The 22329-nt window shown below is 46.3% G+C and carries 13 protein-coding genes; 6 read left to right on the top strand and 7 right to left on the bottom strand.

What is annotated here, in order from left to right:
* Positions 1 to 630: 630 nt before the first annotated feature.
* Positions 631 to 2220: a glycoside hydrolase family 57 protein gene (locus QZ938_RS09415; RefSeq protein ID WP_293151969.1), complete on the bottom strand. Its 1590-nt coding sequence runs from the start codon at positions 2218 to 2220 to the stop codon at positions 631 to 633.
* Positions 2221 to 2427: 207 nt separating this feature from the next.
* Here QZ938_RS09415 and QZ938_RS09410 point away from each other — a divergent pair, with 207 nt between their 5' ends.
* Complete coding sequence (locus QZ938_RS09410; protein WP_293350920.1) at positions 2428 to 3660, top strand: transposase; 1233 nt, start codon at positions 2428 to 2430, stop codon at positions 3658 to 3660.
* 149 nt (positions 3661 to 3809) lie between these two features.
* On the opposite strand, the gene QZ938_RS09405 is transcribed toward QZ938_RS09410, so the two are convergent.
* The 3 genes from QZ938_RS09405 to QZ938_RS09395 all read right to left on the bottom strand — a co-directional run bounded on the left by QZ938_RS09405 (position 3810) and on the right by QZ938_RS09395 (position 11061).
* A complete protein-coding gene (locus tag QZ938_RS09405) occupies positions 3810 to 6980 on the bottom strand; it encodes an EAL domain-containing protein (protein ID WP_293350917.1) in 3171 nt (1056 codons plus the stop codon).
* A 326-nt stretch (positions 6981 to 7306) separates the two neighbouring features.
* A complete protein-coding gene (locus QZ938_RS09400) occupies positions 7307 to 10603 on the bottom strand; it encodes a PAS domain S-box protein (RefSeq protein ID WP_293350914.1) in 3297 nt (1098 codons plus the stop codon).
* Between the two features lie 77 nt (positions 10604 to 10680).
* The gene (locus tag QZ938_RS09395) at positions 10681 to 11061 is read right to left on the bottom strand and encodes a hypothetical protein (RefSeq protein ID WP_293350911.1); all 381 of its coding nucleotides are present in this window, start codon (positions 11059 to 11061) and stop codon (positions 10681 to 10683) included.
* Positions 11062 to 11153: 92 nt separating this feature from the next.
* Here QZ938_RS09395 and gatB point away from each other — a divergent pair, with 92 nt between their 5' ends.
* The 5 genes from gatB (at position 11154) to QZ938_RS09370 (ending at position 17850) form a co-directional block, all read left to right on the top strand.
* Entirely contained in the window at positions 11154 to 12656 is a 1503-nt protein-coding gene (gene gatB, locus QZ938_RS09390) for an Asp-tRNA(Asn)/Glu-tRNA(Gln) amidotransferase subunit GatB (RefSeq protein WP_293350908.1), read from the top strand.
* A 1246-nt stretch (positions 12657 to 13902) separates the two neighbouring features.
* On the top strand, positions 13903 to 15069 hold the full coding sequence (locus QZ938_RS09385; RefSeq protein WP_293350905.1) for a pentapeptide repeat-containing protein: 1167 nt from the start codon (positions 13903 to 13905) through the stop codon (positions 15067 to 15069).
* A 38-nt stretch (positions 15070 to 15107) separates the two neighbouring features.
* Positions 15108 to 15692, top strand: a complete 585-nt coding sequence (locus QZ938_RS09380; protein WP_293350902.1) for a Uma2 family endonuclease — start codon at positions 15108 to 15110, stop codon at positions 15690 to 15692.
* Positions 15685 to 16428 (top strand): Uma2 family endonuclease, encoded by a 744-nt coding sequence (locus QZ938_RS09375; RefSeq protein WP_293350899.1) that lies wholly within the window; start codon positions 15685 to 15687, stop codon positions 16426 to 16428. The genes QZ938_RS09380 and QZ938_RS09375 overlap by 8 nt, the downstream gene beginning before the upstream one ends.
* Positions 16429 to 16704: 276 nt before the next feature.
* On the top strand, positions 16705 to 17850 hold the full coding sequence (locus QZ938_RS09370) for a pentapeptide repeat-containing protein (RefSeq protein ID WP_293350896.1): 1146 nt from the start codon (positions 16705 to 16707) through the stop codon (positions 17848 to 17850).
* A 129-nt stretch (positions 17851 to 17979) separates the two neighbouring features.
* Here the strand turns inward: QZ938_RS09370 and QZ938_RS09365 are convergent, their stop codons facing one another.
* The 3 genes from QZ938_RS09365 to dpdE form a co-directional block, all read right to left on the bottom strand.
* Complete coding sequence (locus QZ938_RS09365) at positions 17980 to 18174, bottom strand: hypothetical protein (RefSeq protein WP_293179877.1); 195 nt, start codon at positions 18172 to 18174, stop codon at positions 17980 to 17982.
* Complete coding sequence (locus QZ938_RS09360) at positions 18171 to 18515, bottom strand: hypothetical protein (RefSeq protein ID WP_293179874.1); 345 nt, start codon at positions 18513 to 18515, stop codon at positions 18171 to 18173. Before QZ938_RS09360 ends, QZ938_RS09365 begins: the two co-directional genes overlap by 4 nt.
* A 273-nt stretch (positions 18516 to 18788) precedes the next feature.
* Positions 18789 to 22124, bottom strand: coding sequence for a protein DpdE (gene dpdE, locus QZ938_RS09355; protein ID WP_293350890.1), 3336 nt, complete (start codon positions 22122 to 22124; stop codon positions 18789 to 18791).
* Positions 22125 to 22329 lie beyond the last annotated feature (205 nt).

Below are 22329 nucleotides of genomic sequence, written 5' to 3'. Positions count from 1 at the left end.
AAAGCCCCAATCCCGATCGGGAGAAATTAAAATCAGACTATTCATTACTCCAATCCTCTTCCTTCTAGGTAGAGGTTGCTCTCAAACAGTCAACTGTCAACTGTCAACTGTTGAAGAACATTCTACCAGACTCATTTAAACCCACATTCCCCCACTTCAATAGCACTACAGAATATAGTATATTGCCACCTTTGTATGACTAAGTAAAAAATACTTACATATTTTAGGCTGAAAAAGTGAGGCTATCAAAAAAATATCAAAAATATTATATACCAAGGAGTTTTATTGTCTTGTGTTCGCTCCCCAGACTAACCCCCGCTAGCGAGCGCGGTTTTATGTGTCGAATTCCAAATAGGAATTCTTTTGTACTGTTTTGATTCTAGGGATGTTCGCCATTTCCCCGTTCTCTTTTCCCGGTCTACCGATTTTTCGTCCCCGTTGCGAAGCATCGCAAACTTTGGTGTTAGGGTTTATGTCTCCATTGACGGACAGTGGGTAGCGTGACCTTTGTGATTTTATGATACATCTCAAAAAGCCGTCCTAGAAAGACGGGGTTTTAGACCCATTTCTCTGATAAAAAAAACCCGCGCTGGCGGGTTTTTTTATGCGGGAAATTAGCTCGAAGTTGGCTTAAAGCGATCGATAAACGCGATAATTGATTTCGGGGAAGATGTTGTCGATCTCCTGAACCTTCTCCAACCAGCCGGAATCGACTTTGCCTTCTTTGACTTCATCGTACAGCTTGTGGAAACGCATTAAGTGCGATCGCGTCCGCCGCACCGCATAGGGAACCATCGTCCCTGTACGCATGATAAACGCCCAGTCAGACGATTGAGCTAACAACACTTCCCGCGCAGCTTGGTTCAAAGCCCGCAACTGCAACTCATCCTCTGCTTCCATATTTCCCAATTCAATCATCCGTTCCGCGGCTTTGTGCAAGTGCGGGTAAATCCAAGCATTGGTATCGTTGAGCCAATATTCGTGGAAACCCCGGAAACCCCAGCTAGACTGGGACGGACGGCATACTTGTTGAGTGGGATTTCCCCGCAAATAATCGGCTAGGTGCGTCATGTCGTAGGTATTTTGGTCGTACCAACTCTTGCGGAACAGGTAGTCTAAGAACCAAGGCCCTTCGTACCACCAGTGACCGAAAAGTTCGGCGTCGTAAGGTGAAACGATAATCGGAGGACGCTGCATGATGCCGTTGAGGTGCTCGACTTGGCGTTCGCGATTGAAGGCAAAGTTGCTGGCGTGTTCGGCTGCTTTTTCCCGCGCCCAATACGGATCGTATAACTGTTTGTCGCCTAAACCCAATCCGCGACCGGTGATTTTGTGATATTTAATCCCGGTGTTTTTGCGCTGGCCGTTGGGCATGATGTAGGGTTTGATGTAGTCGTATTCGGCTTCCCAACCTAAGTCTTTGTAAAATTCGCGGTATTCGGCGGCGCCCGGATAGCCGACTTCGGATGACCAAACTTGCTGGGATGATTCGTGATCCCGACCGAATGCTGCTACTCCGCATTCGGTGAAAATTGGGGCGTAGCTACCGTAGCGGGGACGCGGGCGGGCGTAAAGGATGCCGTGACCGTCTGTGAGGAAGTAGCGGAGGCCTGCGTCGGCTAACATCCTCTCTAAGCCTTCGTAGTAGGCGCATTCGGGCAGCCAAATGCCTTTTGGGCGGCGGCCGAAGTTTTGTTCGTAGCTTTCGCAGGCTACTTGTATTTGCGCCCAAACTGCTTCGGGGTACATTTTCATCAGCGGTAGGTAGCCGTGGGTGGCCCCGCAGGTCATGATTTCAAGGTTGTTGCTGTCTTGAAATTGTTTGAAGGCTTTGACTAAATCTCGATCGAACTTTTCCCAATAATTCCGAACTTGGGAGAAGTGGGCGGTGTAATGTTCGGCTAAGTACCGAACGTGACCGTTGTCGCTGTTGTGTTCAATTTCGAGTTCGGCTAGTTCTTCGAGTTTTGCTAAGTGGTCGTCGAAACGGTCTTGCAGCAAGGGGTCGCGCAGCATGGCTACCAAGGGCGGTGTCATGCTCATGGTAATTTTAAAGTCGATGCCGTCGCGTTTTAGTCCTTCAAAGACTTGCAGCAGGGGAATGTAGGTTTCGGCGATCGCCTCAAACAGCCATTCTTCTTCTAAAACGTAGTCGCTTTCGGGGTGGCGGACAAAGGGCAGGTGGGCGTGGAGAACGAGGGCGAGGTAGCCAATAGCCATAATGATTTGGATGACGCCTGTAGTTAGGGACAGCTTTAAAATATTTTAAGATTTTATCAAGAAAACGGGTTTAAAACCCCGTTCTAGAAGGACGGCTTTCTCTTCAAGCCTACGGTTAAAGCGTGGTTCCTTGTAAAGATTTGCAACACAAGCAACAATATTAGTCTACCACTGGTAGCATAAGAAAATCGTGATGAGGTCGAAGTCATGCTAATTTTTGAGTTCAAAACTTACGGTAAACTAGAACAATTTAATGCTGTCGATGCAGCAATAAAGACTGTACAATTCATCCGTAACAAAGCAATTCGCTTTTGGATGGATAACGAAAAAGTCAACAAGTTTGACCTCAATAAATATAGTGCTGTCTTAGCGAAAGAGTTTCCGTTTTGCGACGAATTAAATAGCATGGCTAGACAGTCCAGTGCAGAAAGAGCCTGGTCTGCGATCTCACGGTTTTACGATAACTGCAAAAAGAAGACTCCCGGTAAAAAAGGTTTTCCCGAGTTCCAAAAAGACAACCGTTCCGTTGAATACAAGACATCGGGATGGAAACTAGCATCAGACAGAAAGTCTATCACTTTCACTGATAAGAAAGGAATTGGAAAACTGAAACTAAAAGGAACGCGCGATTTGCATTTTTACTCGTTGACTCAAATTAAACGAGTCAGATTGGTTAAACGTGCAGACGGGTATTACGCTCAATTTTGTATTCAAGTTGACCGCTCAGAAGTGAGTGAAATTACTGGGAATACTATTGGATTAGATGTCGGACTGAAAGAGTTCTACACTGATTCTAGTGGCGTTGCCGTCGAAAATCCACGATTTCTGGGGAAGGGAGAGCGTAGGTTAAAGAAAGCCCAAAGACAAGTATCAAAACGAGTCAAAGGGTCGAAGAATCGGATGAAAGCTAGAGGGATTCTGGGTAAGTGCCATCTCAAGATAAGTAGGCAACGTAAAGATTTTGCGATTAAATTAGCAAGATGCGTAATCCAGTCAAACGACTGTGTAGCCTACGAGGATTTGAGAATCAAGAATATGGTGAAGAATCACTGTTTGGCGAAATGTATTAACGATGTTTCTTGGTATGTGTTCCGAGTTTGGTTGGAATATTTCGGCAAGGTGTTCGGAAGAATAACGATTGCCGTTCCACCAAACGGAACAAGCCAAGAATGCTCTAGTTGCGGAACGATTGTCAAGAAAAGTCTATCAACACGAACTCATGTTTGTAGGTGTGGGTGTGTTTTAGACCGCGACGATAATGCAGCTAGAAATATCCTCAGGAGAGGATTGAGTACGGTAGGGCATACCGGAACTTGGGGTAATACCCATAACGCTTGTGGAGAATTGACCGCTACTGATTTAGAAGTAATTCTCGATCGGCAAGTCAATTCGCTGAAACAAGAATCCTCGTGTATGAATGACTCGGGAGTGTCAATCTGAAATGAGACGCACAAAGTGCTGTGTTTTTTTTACAGACAAGAGCGAGCGGACTGAAGTCGGCACTACAAACGGAGCGAGCGGACTGAAGTCCGCACTACAAACGGTTTTTTATGGTAATCAAGCAGACATGGTATAAATCTTACTAAATTCTAATTTTGTGCTTGCTGCTGGATTAAGACTGCTGCTGTTTGAGAGTCTACTGGCTTTGAGAAAAAGAATCCTTGGGCGAACTCGCATTTTAATCCTTTGAGTATCGATAGTTGGGAGGCTTCTTCGACTCCTTCTGCTACTACATCCATTCCTAAATTGTGGGATAAAGTCACGATCGATCGCACAATTTCAGTAGGGTCGATGCCTCCTTTGGCGAGGTCGAAGTCGCCTCCCATCCTGCTGACAAAGGATCGGTCTATTTTTAAGGTATTGGTGGGGAAGCGGTGCAGGTAGGAGAGTGATGAATAGCCGGTGCCGAAGTCGTCGATGCACAGGTGTATGTTTCGGGCTCTAAGCTGCACCAGCATGGCTGTGACTGATTCGGAATTTTCTATGAGTACGCTTTCGGTAATTTCTAGCTTTAAACTGTTGCCGTCGAGGTGACTTTCTTCGAGAACTCGATCGATATATTCGATTAAATCTGGCTGAGAAAACTGTTTGACTGACAGGTTGACGCTGACGCTTAAGGGCGGGTTGCTTTGAAATAGCTGCTGCCACTGGCGGATTTGCTGGCAAGCTGTGCGGAGTACCCAGCGGCCCAGCGGTACGATCACTCCTGTTTCTTCGGCTATGGGAATAAATTCGTTGGGCGAAACTAAGCCTCGTTCTGGATGCTGCCACCGCACCAGGGCCTCAAAACCGATAATTATGTTATTGGCGATCGACATAATCGGCTGGTAGTGAATGATAAACTGGGGTGTTAGGGATAAGGGAGGTAAGCCCGATCGGGCTGATTGCACAGAGTCTTCTTCTCTAGCGGGGTCTCTAATTGATTCGATCGCCCGTCGCAGGTCATTTTCTAGCTGCAACAGCTTCAAAGCGTGGGCGTGCATGGAACTATTGAAAACTTCGTGTCGGGCTCTGCCGAGTTCTTTGGCGCGGTACATGGCCGTGTCAGCATCGCGCAGCAGGCTTGTCGGTTCCTCGTATTCGCCGGAGCTCAATGCAATGCCGATGCTGGCGGTGATAAAGACTTCGTGTCCGTCTAGCATGATGGGGGAGGTGATTGTCTTTTGCAATCGATTGACTATGTTGGTAGCTTCATTTACGCCGTCGATGTCTTCTAGCAACAGCACAAATTCGTCTCCTCCGAGGCGGGCCACTGTATCTCCGACTCTGAGACAAGCTGTGAGACGCTGCGCGATCGCCACTAGCAGTTGATCGCCGATCGCATGGCCGAGGGAATCGTTGACTACTTTAAATCGATCTAAATCGAGAAATAGCACTGCAAACATATAGTCTTTGCGCCGTTTTGCCAGCATCAAAGAGTGTTCCAGCCGATCGGTAAATAGCGATCGGTTGGGCAATCCGGTAAGGGCATCGTGAAAAGCGTCGTGCAGCAATTGCGCTTCGGCGAGTTTGCGCTGAGTGATGTCGTGGCAGTTGATCACGATGCCCTTGACTGCCGGATCGTGGAGTAAATTGGTGGCTACAGCTTCTACATAACACCAGGAACCGTTGCGGTGGAGCACTCTATACTCCAGGGGACACTGGCTTGTTTTGGGGTTTTCAATGGCTTTGTGGAGGGTTTGGGCGATCGCCGCGCAGTCGTCGGGATGAACAGTCCCTAGGGCGCTGCGCCCGATCGCCTGGTGGGGCGCGTAGCCTAAAATTCGCTTGACGGAAGGGCTGATGTAGCGAAATATGCCCTCGGCGTCGAGAATGATCGTGATGTCTGTGGCGTTTTCAATCAGCGATCGAAATCGCTGTTCGCTTTGTCTGAGGGCTGATTCTGCCTGTTTCCGATCGCTGATATCGAGGACTACTCCGTCTATAATGATGTCCCCGTTTTTGTTTTTGGAAAATCTGGCGCTGTCTTGCACCCACTTGACTTGGCCTGAATTCAACAGGATCCGGTACTGGCGATCGCAGGGCAACAGACTGGCACTCGATGCTGCTACGCTGCTGTCAAAGGAACTTTTGTCATCGGGATGGATGATTTTGGTCAACAGTTCAGGGTACGCCATTGCTTCTTCTGGCCCGATCCCAGTAAGTTCGCGCACCCCCGGACTAATGTAGGGCATGGAGGTTGTGCCGTCTGGATGCAGCACGGCGCGGTAGACTGAACCGGGAATGTTGGCTGCCATTGTGGCTAGCTGTTGCTGGATGCCGCGGACTTCGGCTTCAGCGCGTTTGCGCTCTGCGAGTTCGGTTTGGGCTTGTTGGTAGAGTTCGGCTTGGTGGATCGCGATCGCACATTGATCTGCGATCGCTTTTAGTAGCGACAGTTCTTCGGCGCTCCAATAGCGATCGCGATCGCACTGATAGATACTAATTCCTCCCAAAAATGACTGATGGTAAAGCAGCGGTGCGATCGTGACGGTGCGAAACCCTACAAACTCTGCTGATGCTTGCAGGGACGGGCACAGGCCCGATAACTCTTCGATGACGACGGCTTCTCCTGACGCGAGGGAGGTTTGGTAGTGTTGGGCAAATACGCAATTTATTCCGATGAGTCCTTGTTTCTCTGCCGCTTTGCTGATATAGCGAACTATAATTCTGCCTTCAGCATCTGGCTGCAAGATCGCGCAGCCGCTGATTTCGAGAGATTCGTGCAGTTGATCTGCGGTAGTTTGCAGCACTTCGTCGAGTACCAGGGTTTCGCGCATGGCTTGGATGATGCGGTTGACGATCGCCTCACGAGTCGCTTGCCGCTGAATTTGGGCGATCGCGAATTGTTGCTGGCGGCGCATTTTGTATTCTTGGAGCGATCGTTCTAATACTGTTGGCAGCCTAAACAGCCGCCCTTTTAATACAAAATCGTTCATGCCGGCTTTGATGCACTCAACTGCCGCTTCTTCTCCCAAACTTCCCGTTACTAAAATAAATGGTATTTCTTGCCCTAATTCCTGCATTAATTTCAACACTTCTAAACCGTTAAACCCAGGGAGGCGGTAATCTGACAGCACAGCGTCGTACTTGCAATCGTGGAGCAGTTGTCTGCACTCTGTTGCTGTTTCGGCAGTATCGTAGTTAAAATTTACTCCCCCCGCTTCTAACGCGAGCACTATTAATTCCAGATCTTCTGCCATGTCTTCGACTATCAACAATTTTAACGTTGATTCTGATACTATTTTTAGTAAATAGTTTGTTTGAGTTCTATCTAACATACGGTATTGTGGAGTATTAAATTTGTTGTTCGTGTTTTGATAAATGTCACTTTTAGATTTAGTTTCCTTGATTTTAACTCGGGATTTTTAGCATAAATAGCTATATTCTTGAAACATTATTTAGAACTTGTAAGCGAGGGGTAGTCGCACGGACTGTGAGTTATTAAACTGTATAATAGTTTTAAATTCTGAATTCAAAACTACTATGGCGGTTTTCTTTTGAAGGGAGCTACGCGCTTAGGAGTTCGGAGGAAGAAAAGGAAGCACCAATGCCCTGTGCAGGCCAATGCCCAGGATCACCTAATTTACCTGACAAAGAGGATAATTTAAGAATCTAGATTACTGTTTGAGATTGTTTGCCCTAGTTTAAAGTAAAACGTGGCTCCTTGACTAGGTGGGCTCATGCCCCAAATCGTCCCGCCGTGGCGGTGAATAATCCGCTGGACGATCGCCAAACCGATCCCCGTACCTTCAAATTCTCTCTGGGAATGCAGCCTCACAAAGGCTCCAAAAAGTCGATCGGCATATTCCATCGGAAAACCCACGCCGTTATCCTTGACAAAAATTGTTCCATCAGGTAAGGAATCAATAACTATTGTAGCCGGAGTGCGTCCGCGGCTGAACTTGACGGCGTTGCTAATCAAGTTGCTGAACACCTGTTGCAGCAAGGTGGGATCTCCCATCACCGTCGGCAAATCTCCGACGGCAAATTCAACGCTGTCGGGAGTTGGGCCCAGATCTCCGGCTGTTCGGGGTTTAGTCAATTTAATCGCAGTTTGCACCAGGCGGGTGAGATCGATCGGAATTTGCACTAACTCGGTGCGGCCCACCCGCGAAAGAGCGAGTAAACCGTCAATCAACAAACTCATTTTTTGGCTGCTGTCATCAATCACTTCCAGGTAGTGAACGATTTTAGGATCGTTCAAGATTTCAGTTGATTCTAAGCGTTGTTTCAAAGCATTAACAAAACCTGAAATATGGCGTAAAGGAGCGCGGAGATCGTGGGAAACAGAATAGCAAAAAGATTCTAATTCTTGATTGGCAGCCTCTAATTGCTCAGTGCGTTGCGACAAAGCTTGTTTTGTCTCAACCAACTCAGTAATATCGCGAGAAGTGCCAATTAAAGCATAAACCTCGCCATCGAGATTCCTGAGAGGAATTTTAAAAGTGTCGAAGTAAACAGTATCGCCGGACAATACAAATTTTTCTTGCAAGTGTAGAGTTTCACCTGATTCAAATACCAGCAAGTTTTCACGCACAAATTTTGTGGCAACTTCAGGGGAAAAACACTCAGACACGGTTTTTCCTTGCATTTCTTTTCGGCTGTTGAACCCTGCCATTTTTGCCAAAGATTTATTGACAAAAACCTGACGCATCTCTTCGCTTTCTACAACAAAAATGCGATCGGGTAAAGCATCAAAAAAAGTCTCAAGTTCGGCGGTACGCTGGGCGACTTGAGCTTCTAAAGTTTCGTAGAGCTGTTTGAGTTCTGCTTCGGCTCGTTTGCGATCGCTGATATCTTGACCGATGCCGATGTGTCGGCCGTCGGAGAGACGAATATTTGCCCAAGTAGTGTCAATTATTCGCCCGTCTCTAACTGTTGTTTTGAAGTCTTTCCAGTTCTCAGTTGCTGCTTGGATTTCATCCAAAACGTATTGGCGGTATTCTGCCTGCGGGTAGCATTCGGCAAAGATATCGTAGTTTTTGAGTTCTGCAAAACTCCAGCCCAGCACTTTTTCCCAGTAGCGGTTTACCCACTCTATTTCACCGCTATGTCCCAAGAATGATAGCATGACTGGCACGTTGTCGAAGATTGTTTGCAGCACTTCGTTTTGCTCTTTTAAGGATTCTTCGGCTTGTTTGCGTTGCGTAGCTGCCACCACGGCATCGCTGATGTCGAGTATCGAACCGATAATTTGCTGAATTTGTCCCCCTGGGGTTCTTTTGAAAATTGTCGATCGATCGTGCACCCAGCGCCATTCCCCATTTTTGTGTTTGATTCTGTAGTCAGTGTCACTTGTAGCGTGAGGGTTGGTGCTGTTTGTCAGCAACTGCATACTTGCACTTAACTTGTGCAGATCCTCGGGGTGAACTAAGGTAGAAATAGCTTCTGTACCCAACTCTTGCATTTCTTGGGGAGTGTAGCCCAGGATGGCTGTGACGGCTGCATTGGCATAGATATTTTCCTGTGCTTCTGTGTCGTAAATGTACAGAAAGTTCGGGAGGGTTGTAACAATGCTTTCTAAAAGTTGTTGCTGTTTTTGCAGATCTAATTCAGCTTGTTTGCGCTGTGTCAAATCCAGCACAAAACTCACCCCAACTTCCTGGCTTCCTTCTAAAAATGCAGCGCCTAGCAGCACCGGAACGCGGCTGCCGTCCGAGCAGATGTATTCTTTTTCATAGGGAATAGCTGTGGTGGTAACTGTCATTTCTGCAAGTTTTTGTTCGTCTAGGCTGCGGTACTTTGGCGGTGTCATTTTTAGCCAGCTAATTTTTTTTTCAAGCAAATCGTGTCTTGTGTATTTTACTAGGTTTAAAAAAGCCTGATTTGCGTCGGTAATCTGACCGTTAATTTCCCAAAAAAATATGCCGATAATATTAGAGTCAACTACGCGCCTAAACCTAGCTTCGCTTTGACGCAACTGAGCTTCGACTTGTTTGATTTCTGTGATGTCCCGGGTGATGCTTAAAACTGTTTCTACTGAATTGTCCTCAGCAAATTCGGGAATTACTAGACTTTGATAGTATTTTGTCCCATCGGGAGTGGGAAAGTCAAATTCGATGGTTTCTTGTTTGCCGGTGCGACAAACTTTGACACACGCTTCGTCCCACAGGTTGCAAATGTGGGGGGACATTCCTAATTCTATGTTGCTTTTGCCAATAAATTCTGCGGGGGGTTTTCCGGTTGCTGATTCTACTGCGTGGTTGATGTAAATGTGGCGGAATTTTCGATCGAACCGCGCTATGATATCGGTAGCATTTTCCGCTAGGGCGCTGAAGGCCTGTTGGCGCTGGCGAAGTTGTTCTTGAGTGCGGTGCTGTTCGGTGATGTCTCTGGCAAAAGACAGAATTGAAACTAATTTTCCTTCTGCATCGAGCAGTGCAGAATTGTACCACTCGCAGTAAATTACCGAGCCATCTTTGGTAGAGTTGCGTTTGCGGCAAACGTTGCGGGGTTCTCTGCTGTAAAACATTTGATTTGCCGCAGCGCTGACTTGCTCGAAGTCTTCTGGATAAATTATTGAGCATTCGTGCCAGTATTGGCCGATTATTTCTGGTGCACTCCAGCCAAATATTTGTTCGGCCATTGGCGACCACCGCACTGCCCGCAGTTCGCTATCCCACTCTATAACTGCCATTGGCGAGTTTTCTAGGTGAAATTCCCGCTGCGAGTTGGCTTGTTTTATTTTGGTTTGAAGTTGCTGGCGGAGTTCCTTGGCTGCGACAAAGCGCTCGCTGATTTCCTGTGCATTTGCTACGCCGGCTTTGGCTATCTGAGCAATGGTTTCTGCTGTTTGTTTTTCGAGTTCGTTCCAAGCGAGTTCGAGGGCTGATTCCGCCTGCTCTAGCTCAGTGATTCTGTTCTGAAATAGTGAGGCACTTTCCACTGGAATTTCAGCCATATTTTTGACAGTTAAGCAAGTGTTACGTTGAGACTTTTAAATTAAAATTTAAAAATTTAAAATGTGTAGTTTATTGTTTAAATTATACACTTTTCATTTTTAATTTGTGCGTGGCGCCGATTTTGAGTGGCGGCGGTGCTATTAAAGACGGCAGGTATAGGTTTAGCGTGCAGATCGGCACTTGCGATCGATCGCCCCAAAACTCTCTTCACCCAAGTACGGGCGCACTCTGCTCTGTATATTTTTGCACAGGATTGTGGTTTTAGGCGATCGAAATAATACTGAGGCAGAGCTGTGCGCGAGCCGATCGCGCATCCGTAGTAGAGCATTGGGTGTGCCGATCGCCAGCAAGACGAGTCCGGCGGGCGAAAACTAACCCCGGGAAGTGCATTATTAGCCACCAGTGGCCCAAATGGTCGATCGATCTTGTTTGCGAACTCTGCCGGTGTGAAGTACAAACCGTACCCACCCGACAAATAATCTCAAGTCGGTTTCGTCAATAAACAGCTAAAATATAATCTTAAACTTATTCAGTCTTTATAGATAGCTTATGACTGCTGCTTCACCCTCTTCGATAAAAAACCAAACTCAGTACGAAGCTGTTATCGGTCTCGAAACTCACTGTCAATTGAGTACGAATACTAAAATTTTCTCCAGTTCTTCTACCGAATTTGGCAATGCTCCAAATACTAACATTGACCCCATTTGTATGGGAATGCCTGGAGTGTTGCCAGTATTAAATCAAAAAGTGCTGGAGTATGCAGTAAAAGCAGGGCTAGCTCTTAACTGCGAAATCGCACCTTACAGTAAGTTTGACCGCAAGCAATATTTCTATCCCGATTTGCCCAAAAATTATCAAATTTCTCAGTTCGATTTGCCGATCGCTACTAACGGTTGGCTAGAAATTGAACTGGTGGACGAGACGGGCAATTCTAATAGAAAAAAAATCGGCATCACTCGCTTGCACATGGAGGAAGATGCAGGCAAATTGGTTCACGGCGGTAGCGATCGCCTCAGCGGTTCTACTTATTCAATGGTAGATTACAACCGCGCCGGCGTGCCTTTAATCGAAATTGTTTCGGAACCGGATTTGCGAACGGGCGCGGAAGCTGCCGAGTACGGTCAAGAATTGCGCCGGATCGTGCGTTATATCGGTGTCGGCGACGGGAATATGCAGGAAGGTTCCCTGCGGTGCGACGTGAATATTTCGGTGCGCCCCGTTGGCAGAAAAGAGTTCGGCACGAAGGTGGAAATTAAAAATATGAACTCTTTTAATGCGATCGAACGGGCGATCGATTACGAGATCGATCGGCAAATTCAAGCGATCGAAAATGGCGAAACCATCATCCAAGAAACGCGGCTTTGGGACGAAAACAAGCAGTGTACTTTCAGTATGCGGATTAAGGAAGGTGCGAGCGATTACCGCTATTTCCCGGAACCGGATTTGCCTCCGATCGAGGTTTCGGCAGATCAATTGCACGATTGGAAAGCTCAACTGCCGGAATTGCCAGCAGAAAAACGATACCGCTACGAAACTCAAGTAGGTCTTTCTCCCTACGACGCGCGGGTTTTGACTGACGACAAAGCGGTGGCTGAGTATTTTGAAAAGTCGATCGCCGCCGGTGCTGTGGCCAAACAAGCTGCGAATTGGGTGATGGGCGATATCACTGCTTATCTGAAAAATGAAAAACTGGCGATCGCAGAAATTCCTTTCCAACCGCAGGATTTGGCCGAATTGCTGGGGCTAATTGATGCTGGCACGATCAGCGGCAAAATCGCTAAGGATATTTTGCCGGAGTTACTAGCAAACGGCGGTTCGCCTCAGAAGTTGGTTGAAAGCAAGGGTTTGATTCAAATTTCTGATACAGGGGCGATCGATCGCGCGATCGATGCCGTGTTGGCCGCCAATCCCAAGGAGCTCGAACAGTACCGGGCTGGCAAAACTAAGCTGCTGGGCTTTTTCGTCGGCAAGGTGATGAAAGAGACAGGCGGCCGGGCCGATCCCAAATTGACCAATGAGTTGCTGGCAGCCAAGCTTAACAGCCCAGCCTAAGCAGCCATTAAGGGTGTCGTGTAGCGGATAGAGTGGCGGGCGATCGGTTTTTCCTGATCCCGTCCTTCCCGCTTCATGGTAACTTTACAATTAAGTATACATTTCTTGACAATATCTTCACATTTGGGGGTATCACCCCTCAGTCCTGTCGTGTTATATTGTGTTATGTAGATGCACCCTGATGGCAAAGAGAGTTACTTTCGTAGCTCTCTCTTTTTTTGTCTTTTTTTTGTGGGACACGGACGTGAAAATACGGATGAGCGGTTTCTGGAAGGTTTAAATCATGATGTGTAGCCGATAGAGTGGCGGGCAATCGGTTTTTCCTGATCCCGTTCTTCCCGCTTCATGGTAACTTTACAATTAAGTATACATTTCTTGACAATATCTTCACATTTGGGGTATCACCCCTCAGTCCTGTCGTGTTATATTGTGTTATGTAGATGCACCCTGATGGCAAAGAGAGTTACTTTCGTAGCTCTCTCTTTTTTTGTCTTTTTTTTGTGACTACGGTCGTAAAAATACGGATCGCAAGATTCTGGCTGCACCAATACCGAATAATCGCACCAGGAAAATGCTAAAGACAGTCAGAAATAGACAATAAGAAGCTGGCAATCTCAAGCTGTAAAGGTTTGAGGCGCTTGGGCTAGCTATACTTCTTCATTAAAATTTTACATAAGATGGTGTCACCCCTCATGCCTAATGTGTTATAGTCTGTTATGTAGATGCACCCTGATGGCAAGGAGAGTTACTTCCGTAGCTCTCTCTTTTTTTTGTCTTTTTTTTGTGGGACACGGACGTGAAAATACTGATGAGCGGTTTCTGCTTGGAAGAATCCCGAATTGTGGAACCGGGAGGACGCTTGTCACGAAGGAAGATACCTGAAGCAACTGCCAATCTTCAGCCCGCAAGGTTTAAATCGTTGCGCCAGCTATACTTTTTCATCAAAGCCTGACAAACTGGGCTTCGCCCCTCATTCTCAAGATGTTATATCATGTTAACAAGATGCACCCTGATGGTCGGGAGAGTTACTGAGGTGACTCTCCTTTTTTTTGTCTGAATGGGGAGAATGGGAGAGGGGGAGAGGGGGAGAATGGGAGAGGGGGAGAATGGCGAGAGTTGGTCATACTGATTACTGATTGCCGATTGCCGATTAGCAATTACCCATTAGCAATTAGCAATTACCCATTAGCAATTACCGCTGGAAGTCGATTACTATCAATTTGAGTTATTAAGTAATTTGCATAGTATGAGCGAAGAAGCTAGCGAGCTAATCAAGCAAGGGATTTTGCAATATCAGGCGCACCAATTTGAGGCGGCGCTGGATTCTTGGCAGGAAGCCCTGACGCTGTACCGCTCAATGGACGATAAGCGCCGATCGGGTGCGGCATTGGGTAATATGGGCGTGGCTTACGAGGCGCTGTTGAATTACGATCGCGCGATCGACTGTTATCAGCAGCATTTGGTGTTAGCGCGGGAAATTGGCGATCGCCGGGGCGAGGCAAATGCTTTGGGAAATCTGGGCAATGCTTGCTGTGCCCTTGAGGATTTTGCGGGTGCTATGGATTACCAGCAGCAGCGTTTGGCGATCGCGCGAGAGACTGACGATTTTCGCGGAGAGTTGGAAGCTTTGGGCAATTTGGCCCTGGCTTGCGATGCTAATGGAAATTTGCCCGGTGCGATCGACTGTTATCAGCAGCAATTGTCGATCGCGCGCGCCCAGAAGGACGATCGCGTTGAGCGCAGTGCTCTCAAGAGTTTGAAGCTGGCTTACAAATATTTAGCCGATTACGAGAAAGCCGACGAGTACCGACAGCAGCAATTGGCGATCGTGCGGGAACTATTTTTAACCGATAAACATCAGGATTTTGTCCAACTTGCAGAAACAGTTGGTTTGAATCCCATCGAAGATTTTGCCGGAGCTGATTTAAGGAATTTTGACTTGAACTACGCTGATTTAAACGGTGCAGATTTGCGCGAAACCAACCTCCAAGGTGCAGATTTGACCTTGGCGGATCTCAGCGGTGCTTTGCTGAGTTCTGCTATTTTAATTGATGCTACTTTGTGCAATGCTAATTTGCGGGATGCTGAACTCAGCAGCGCCAATTTGAGCGGTGCAGATTTGCGAACCAAGTTGCCGAGGGCAAATTTAACCGGTGCAAATTTAACTGGGGCTAATTTGAGCAGTGCTTATTTACCGAATGCAATTTTAGTTAATGCGAATTTGACAAACACTGATTTCAAAAATGCTGATTTGAGCGGTGTTGATTTGAGCGGAGCCAATTTAAACGGTGCAGATTTGAGTCGCGCTGATTTAAAAAATGTGGTGGTGGAGAATGCCAGGTTTGTTGGTTGTTTGGGGATTTCAGAAGCGGTCAAAGTTGAGTTGACGGCGCGGGGCGGGATTTTCGAGTAAAATGGGAATGTTGGTAATTGTAGAGGGGAATAAAAGATATGACTGCCGTAACAGCAAAACGATTCTCGATCGCCGAATATCACCGTTTGGCAGAACTTGGTTTTTTTGAGTCCGATAACCGATTTGAATTGATTCGCGGAGAAATTATCAAAATGGCTGCTAAAGGTAGGCTTCACTCTATTTGCAATACTCTTTTAGTTGAGGAGTTAATCATTTTACTGGCAAGACGTGCTCGCCTGCGCGTACAGGAACCAATTATTTTGTGTGATGAGAGCGAACCAGAACCCGATCTAGTTATTGCCCGCCGTTCTGACAATTCTTTATCTCCTCACCCTCAATCTGCTGATATTTTGTTGGTTATTGAAGTTTCCGATTCTACTTTGAAATACGACAGGGAAACCAAATTATCTCTCTATGCTGAATCGGGAATTTGTGATTATTGGATATTGAATTTGGTAGATATTCAACTGGAAATGCACAGCGAACCTTATCAAAAACAAAGAGGTGGTTTCGATTATCGAGTCAAACGAGTGGTTTTGCCGAATGAGTTTGTGGTAATTCCAGGTTTCCCAGATTTGTCTCTCGATTTATCTGCGGTATTTCCCGCACAGATCGATGAGTGAAGGTGAGGAGTATGTAGGCATAAGCCGGGGCGCAGCCATCGCCCGGATTGATGGTATAATCCAAAAGTGCGATCTAACTACTCAGCAAAATACCGCTATGACCGCTGAAAATCTCACCTCGCCAGCCCAAAATATCCAGTTATCTGGCATCAGTTGGCAAACCTACGAAACCTTGCTTGCCGAATACATTGACCGGCCGCTTCGGCTGAAATACAATGGTGGCAATCTAGAGATTTTGGAACCTTCACCAGAACACCAATTTTACAAAACAATAATCGCCAGATTTGTGGAAACCCTAGCTGAAGAATTCGGACTGAACATTGCAGCCGTCGGTTCCACAACTTTTAAGCGTCCAGAGCTCAGCAGTGCAGAACCCAATGAATGTTTTTACATCCAGAATTTCTCTGCAATTAAAGGAATAAAAAGAATTGACACGAATCAAAGTCCGCCCCCGGATTTAGTAGTGGAACTCGATCTCACGAGTTGTTCGGAAAATAGCTTGCAAGTTTATGCTGATGTCGGCGTGCCGGAAGTTTGGATTTATAACGGCGAACGCTTGATTATCAATATATTAGAAAACAGAGCATACGTTTTGTGCGATCGCAGTTTAGCATTTCCCACTGTACATATTTTAGAAATTGTCGGGTTTTTGCAACAGGCGGAAACAATGGATTATTTAGAATTAGTTCAAGCATTTCGGAATTGGGTAAAAAACCAAATACTACCAACCGATTAAGCTAAAGCGATCGCGGGTCAGAAAAATTAGGTACGTTGTTGGGCTTCAGCCCTCTTATCTTTGGTTATACGAGCAGTCAATTATACCTCATTTTTTTGACAAAAGCTATAAATTATCAAAATCATCAAAGATAAAATTTTGCTAAATAGTTTTGCTTAATAGTGATAAAATAAAATAAAGCACTCGTCAAAATCTCCATCACAGTCTGGCAGAGCCAGCACTTCTACCGATATGCGATCGCTAGAGTCTCACAACAAATACCCAGATTGCTTGTGGATGCAACTAGAAGCAATTCCAGTGCCATCAGTTGCAGACCAAACCCAGCAGCTTGACATTCACTTGAGCCTCAATTTTAACGAGCATTGGGAACCGCTGCTGGGCGGCCGCGTTAAATTTGGTCTGCAAGGCGGAACGCTCAAACTAAATCTGGAAAACTGCGAAATTCCGGTAGCATCGCGTCAGTTAGTCGGTGATTTTGAGCTGTCGCCTATCGACAGCAGCACAGAGGTTTTGTCAACCGAAAGTCAGCCGGAAGTCCGAGATAACGAGAAGGCGGAAAAAATCCAGGAAACTGACTGCACGTTTTGTCATGTTTCCACAATCGGCGACGATACAAAACCCGCTTGGATTTTTTCATTAAAACGGGGCAAACCAGTATTAAAAGGTTTGCTAAAAAGTGTTAAACTGGGAGAATTTCCCGCCAAACCATTGCGGATTGCAGCGGCTTTTGAAGTTGTAAAAGAAGATATTTATCTCACAGATGCGGAGGGTTTGTGGCCGCACGATATTACGCCAAATCAACATTCGGTTTTAGAAAGAATTCTGACTGTATATTTAGTAAATAAGCTCCAACCGGCTCTCAGTTGGGCGCTATTGTCCTACAATTTGCCTGCGGTGGAACAGCCTGAGGTGGAAATTATCGCGCAGGCTGAAGATGAATTGCAGGAAATGGTCGATCGCATTATAGCTGCTGAAACCGATGATTTTGTAGAACTGGCAACAATCGCCAATCTCAATCCCGCACTGGATTTCGCGGGCGGTAGCTTGCGCGGGACGAGTTTAAGTGCAGTGGATTTTAGTAGTGCAAATCTCCCGGCGGCAAATTTCCGGGGTGCAAACTTAAACGATGCCGATTTCAGCGACGCCAACCTGCAAAACACCAAATTCGGCGGTGCAGATTTGAGCGGCGCTTTCCTCGGAAATGCCGATTTGAGCGGTGCAGATTTGTACCGCGCCAGTCTGGCTTTAGCAAACCTCAGCGGTGCCGATTTGAGCCGCGCAAATCTGCTCGAAGTTAACTTAACAAATGCTAATTTCAGCGGTGCGAATGTCAAGTCGGCCAGGTTTGGGAATAACTCGGGACTTGCGGAAGATGTCAAGCTGAATTTACAGCAGCGGGGAGCAATTTTTGAGGAGGTTTAGCCCGTAAGTGCCAGATCCCGTTCATCCATCCGCATCCATCGTGGCACGGGCCCAAAAGCCTGTGCGATAGATCGGTTCAAAAAATATCGCTCGCGTTCCTTAAACTTTTTGTGGCTTTGGCTAATAAATTTACAATTCTGCTGTAGAGCTATTGAGCGATCGCCTGACTCGATTCAATCTTTGCAGGCGAAGCTGTTCTGCCAGTAGCGTATTAATTTCTCCTAATTCTAAATTGACTTCTTGAACCTCCATACGAGTTCGGCGGAGGTTAGCTAGCAAACGTTTAGATGTTTCTGGATCGGGGATGCGCGGTTGTTTATTCATGGCAAGTTGTATTCCATCTTAACTTCTTCAATACTACGCTCCAGTGCCGGAATCCTTGCTTGGGTTCGTGCTATAGCTCGTTCTAGTAATTGTAGCATATCACCAGAGGCAACAGGTTGAGCTTGGGCAATTTGAAGCTGGATAGTAGATAGTTGAGAGTAGGAAGATTCAGCATCATCGGCTGCACTTTTCATTTCATCTAGTGCCGCAATCGTTGCCTCGGTCTCTCCAAATAGTTCAAAAATGGTTAATTCCAAGGCAGAAGCTTCATTAACAATATCTAAAGCCTGCTGTTTTAATTGATTTATAATTTCAGTAGTTCTTGATGGTAAATCAGCCATATTTACACCCCTAAAATAAGTTATTGCAATAAAAATTCAACATACCATAGTGTAATCGATCAACATCCGAAGCAGTTCACAATCATACCGAAATCCCTTTCATCCATCAGCATCCATCGTGGCACGGGCCCAAAAGCCCGTGGTGAATCGGTTCAAAAAAGAGCGTGAAGCGAAGCTATCTTCCCGCAAGGGTTCGGTGAAGGGTAGGGAATCGCCCTCAAAAAGAGCGATGGCTACGCCCCGGCCCCGGCCTACGCACTTCACCAAAACAAATTATCCCTCATCCTCCGATTTCACAGGAACACGCCCAGAAATCACAATAAATCCCACCGACTCAAGAGTCAGGTGCGGTTGGCGAATTCCGGCTAAAACCGCTTGACTCAACAAACTTTCGGTACTAATTTCATCAGCCAAAACCGATTCTAAAAGCTGTTCCGATTTAGAAAGTCGATTCAAACGTAATTGCAATTGATTCACCCGATTTTCGAGTTGAATTGCAGCACTGGTAGCAGAATTATTGCACATTTCGACAAAAGCCTCACGTCCGCGCAACAATTCCTCCGATACCACCCGCCCCTTCTGACAAAAATCATCCCAATCCAGGGAATCTACAAAATTGTCAATCAGCGACGTGCGATTTTTAGACAAATTGTAATCCCGATTCGGGCCGCCTTTCCCCTTATAACCCCGCTGCAAAATTACCAAAACTTCCGCATCTTCTACCAGAGACATTTGTTCGCTGCGAGCATCTACATACACAGTTTCAAAAATTGGTAAAAACAGAGCATCAGCGCGCCGTTGCAAAGCTTTTAAGTTGTAATTCTCGATATTTTGTGCTTGCAAAACTTGAGCAGCAGGCTGCACATCAGTCTGAATTGAATAATTAAACTGAAAGCCAAACCATTCCTTTCCTTCCGCAGCATCCCAACTTTCATCGTGACGCCACATCGCAAAAGCTTGACCCCGATCGTCCCAGCGAACATAAGCGCCCAGTGCATCAATTAATCCCTCGCCAGTTCGATAAAGAACGACATCGGTATTTTGATAAGCAATGCGCCGATTGTAGCTACCGTACTGCTGACAATAGGGAACTAATCGAGTTGTCAAATCCTTGGAGGGAATTAAGGTTTTTTGAGTAGGTTGATAGCGCACCAACCCGGATATACTGGAATGTTCGATTTGTTTGAAGTGGAGGGCTTGACACAACCAACCTTCCGCCGCCCGCTGCATTTCTTTATGGCGTGCGTCGCAGTTATCGAGGGCTTCAAAATACTGAGATGCGCTGTCATCAAGAATATCAATTTCATCGAGGGCGTATTGTTCGTCGATTTTGATTTTCTCTTGTTCGATTTCAGTTTTAATCGATTCTATTTCGCTTGATAAGCCCTTCGCTCCTTCAGTAAACAACTTTTCTTCCAGTGCAATCAGTTTGGTTTCGGCATAAAACTGAAGGCTGGAAATAGATTTGTTGAAGATGTCAAACCCGTTTTTTAAGACTTGAAACCAAGCTTCGTGGGGGCTATCGGGCATATCCGGGCCTGCAAACAAACAAAATTGCACTCCCATTTTGCTACCAATGCGATCGACTCTGCTGAGTCTTTGTTCTAGCTGGTTGGGAAACCACGGTAAATCGAAGTGGACTAACCAATCTATAAATTGCAGGTTGACGCCTGTTTCTGCCGATCGATCGCACACCAAGACAAAACAATGCGGTTCAGTCTTAAACCGATGGAGATTCGCCTCCACATCATCCGCTGATTTGGTCATGTCATGGCTGGCGATCGCCTTTTTACCAAAGATTTTAGCTAAATTTTCCGCAATCTCTTGACAAGTCGTCGTAAAACTGGTGAAGATCGCAATTTTCGGGAAACGTTCGCCCGGAATCGGCCGTTTAATTTGCTGTTGAATTCTGGATAGCAAATCGCGAGGATTGCTGTGATATTCGCGCGGAACCTTCAATGCAACTGCCAAAAATCGCAAAATAGCGATTCGTAACAAACCCAGTCGATCGAACCCTTCCTCGACCTTTGACACGGTGTTGAGCAAGGTTTCTAGCAGTTCCCTTTCTTCGGGAAACGGCGCTGTTTTGGTCAAAATTGCGGTGTCGCTTTGTCCGAATTCGCGATCGAGCTCGGGACTGGATTTTTTCTGCAAGCGAGCTTTGACAACCCGTTCCAAAACATTCAACCAAGTACCGGAAGCGCGGAAAAACAGCAGAAAAATTCTCTGATATTCGCTAGATTTGGGAGCCGCAGCGCGCCATTTATCGAGTACAGTTTGAATTTCAGACCACTGTTCGTCATTGAGATCGTACTCAGCTTTAGGTACAGTATCGCGATCGAAAATCACATCTTCCACCGCATCCCGGCGGTTGCGGAGAATGCGGCGGTGCAGGCGGTAGGTGTCTCTAACGTGGGCGCGAATTGTTCGGATCAGGCGAGATTTTTCTTCGGCTTCTTTGGTTTTTAAGCATTTTTCTAATTCCTTTGCCAATCCGATCAGATAATCATCTTTAGCAAAAAGAGTGCGAAGTTGAGCAAGTTTTGTTTGCAAAACAGCAGGCTGTGTTGTCTCTCGGAAATCGAGTAAAGTTTGACCGATTTCTTGACGGTTCTGCACCTGTGATTTGAAACTTTCTAAATCGTCAACACGGTAGGTTGTGGGGTCTAGCAAGTGCAGCATCGTGAGAAAATCTTGCTCGCGGCCGATGACTGGCGTTGCAGATAATAACAATAAATTTTTGCTTTTGTGAGCTAGTTTCTGGCAGAGTTCAAAGGATTGTTGTTGATTGCGATCGCTCGAATTAGCCATGGCTGCGAGTTCTTGCGCTTCATCAACAATCAAAAAATCTAGGTTAGCATTGCGGCTAATTTGATTGATTTCGCTCAAAGAAACAAGCTGCACTCGATCGGCAAAATGAGACAAATAGAATTTATTTTCTAACTCTTGCCGCCACTGTTCGAGCAGGTATTTGGGAACGATTACCACAGCGCGCCCGTTAGCATCGTCTAGCAAGAATTGGCGGAGAATTGTTCCCGCTTCTACTGTTTTCCCCAGTCCTGCTTCATCTGCCAACAAATAGCGCACGATTGGGTCTTCTAGGACGCGCCGCACGACTTCAACTTGGTGCGGGTACAGGTCTATGTTGGCAGAAATTAAGCCCGTCATGCCGCGACTGACGGCGCGCTGTTCGATCGCAGATTGCACAAAAGCCAAACGGCGATCGTGAAAATACGGGGTTTCTTGGCCTTTGACTGCTAAAATGTCGATCGGATCGGCGATCGGGATATTGCAGCGAACGTAAAGCTCGGCTTCGACAGCTTGCAAACTTTGGCTGTCGGGGAGGTCAATTTCGTACTCTAATTTATCTTCATCCCAGTCATAAACTCGACCAATTATCCACCTTTCGTGACTTGTGCTCCAGAGGTAGCAGCGGGTTTGACGCTGAAGTCGGGCTTCTTGTAGCAAACCGAGGGGTACAGTTTTGCGGATGCGGTTTTTTACTGAGCAAAAATATTCAACTATGGCGTCTGGGTGGGATACCTCGACAACTTTTCCGATTCCCATATCGTTTTTGGGCGATCGAACTAATGAACCAACATCAATCATAATTTTAGCCTGACAATATCTGTTAGAATACACTAACGCCTGAGGGAATAGAATAACATTAGTTTGTAGTAAGGACTTTAGTCAAATGGCACTGAAAAAGTGGCCAAAAAAAATCTGTAAGGCAAGATATACATAGATAATTGCCTTACAAACCAAAATATCTGTTTCCATTATGCCAAATCGTGCGTCCATTCTCACACAACAA

The organism is Microcoleus sp. CAWBG27 (assembly GCF_020883145.1).
Lineage (GTDB): Bacteria > Cyanobacteriota > Cyanobacteriia > Cyanobacteriales > Microcoleaceae > Microcoleus.
This window is presented reverse-complemented; position numbering and strand designations above follow the sequence as displayed.

Coding starts and splice junctions, on each gene's coding strand:
- QZ938_RS09415 (WP_293151969.1), bottom strand. CDS start 2,220: ATGGCTATTGGCTACCTCGCCCTCGTTCTCCACGCCCACCTGCCCTTT.
- QZ938_RS09410 (WP_293350920.1), top strand. CDS start 2,428: ATGCTAATTTTTGAGTTCAAAACTTACGGTAAACTAGAACAATTTAAT.
- QZ938_RS09405 (WP_293350917.1), bottom strand. CDS start 6,980: ATGTTAGATAGAACTCAAACAAACTATTTACTAAAAATAGTATCAGAA.
- QZ938_RS09400 (WP_293350914.1), bottom strand. CDS start 10,603: ATGGCTGAAATTCCAGTGGAAAGTGCCTCACTATTTCAGAACAGAATC.
- gatB (WP_293350908.1), top strand. CDS start 11,154: ATGACTGCTGCTTCACCCTCTTCGATAAAAAACCAAACTCAGTACGAA.
- QZ938_RS09385 (WP_293350905.1), top strand. CDS start 13,903: ATGAGCGAAGAAGCTAGCGAGCTAATCAAGCAAGGGATTTTGCAATAT.
- QZ938_RS09380 (WP_293350902.1), top strand. CDS start 15,108: ATGACTGCCGTAACAGCAAAACGATTCTCGATCGCCGAATATCACCGT.
- QZ938_RS09375 (WP_293350899.1), top strand. CDS start 15,685: ATGAGTGAAGGTGAGGAGTATGTAGGCATAAGCCGGGGCGCAGCCATC.
- QZ938_RS09370 (WP_293350896.1), top strand. CDS start 16,705: ATGCAACTAGAAGCAATTCCAGTGCCATCAGTTGCAGACCAAACCCAG.
- QZ938_RS09365 (WP_293179877.1), bottom strand. CDS start 18,174: ATGAATAAACAACCGCGCATCCCCGATCCAGAAACATCTAAACGTTTG.
- QZ938_RS09360 (WP_293179874.1), bottom strand. CDS start 18,515: ATGGCTGATTTACCATCAAGAACTACTGAAATTATAAATCAATTAAAA.
- dpdE (WP_293350890.1), bottom strand. CDS start 22,124: ATGATTGATGTTGGTTCATTAGTTCGATCGCCCAAAAACGATATGGGA.